The sequence below is a fragment of the Bartonella sp. AA81SXKL genome, from assembly GCF_042196945.1.
Lineage (GTDB): Bacteria > Pseudomonadota > Alphaproteobacteria > Rhizobiales > Rhizobiaceae > Bartonella.
In genome coordinates, this window is the sequence record NZ_JBHIRH010000191.1 from 1 (window position 1) to 781 (window position 781).

The window sequence follows — 781 nt, forward strand, 5'->3', positions numbered from 1 at the left end:
ATTATTCCTTTGAAAAAAAATTACGACAAAAAATTGCAGAAGCAGGTCTGAATGATCGCATTGTTTTTCTTGGTGAGGTGCTCAATACACCTTTATGGTACCGCCGTTTGTCGCTATATGTAGCACCTTCTCGTACAGAAGGTTTCGGTTTGACACCCTTGGAGGCAATGGCATCACAAACAGCTGTCGTAGCGAGTGATGCGGGAGCTTATAAAGAATTGGTGGTGGAAGGAACAGGAACGATTGTTCAAGCAGGAGATGGAGGTGCTTTAACAGCAGCGATTGAACCTTATTTTGCTGATTTAGAAAAAACAATGGCTGCAGGGGAAAAAGCTTTAGCACATGTCCGTACCCATTTTCCTTTGGAAAAGGAGGCAGCTGCAATTAGGAATGTTTATGAGACAGTGTTTGCGCAAAAAACACTTTAAATATGCAAAAACCTTTTTGAGGAGTGCAGAGAATAAACCTCTTTTATAGGAAGGACCCTTGCATATCAGTTTTTAAGCGAATAGCAAAGTAACGCAAATATTATTTTATAAAATCTTCCATTTATTGATAGGATTAAAAAACTCGTTATCAAAACTTTGAGAACAAAAGGGTGAATTTATATTCTTAAAATGATGTTGGTATTGTGATAAAGTAGCAGGTACATTGATTTAGAATAATAATTTATCTTTTTGCATGTCATAAGCGGGGTTGGAGTGTGGGTAAAACTCTTCAAGAGAGGAGTAAAAATGCTTTTTATAAACCACCTTAATTACAACATTTTGAGCTGGCAAGA

The 781-nt window shown here is 37.1% G+C and carries 1 protein-coding gene; it reads left to right on the forward strand.

What is annotated here, in order from left to right; translation table 11 throughout:
* On the forward strand, positions 1 to 428 hold a 428-nt coding region (locus ACFINZ_RS10515), incomplete at its 5' end, for a glycosyltransferase family 4 protein (RefSeq protein ID WP_375701483.1).
* Positions 429 to 781 lie beyond the last annotated feature (353 nt).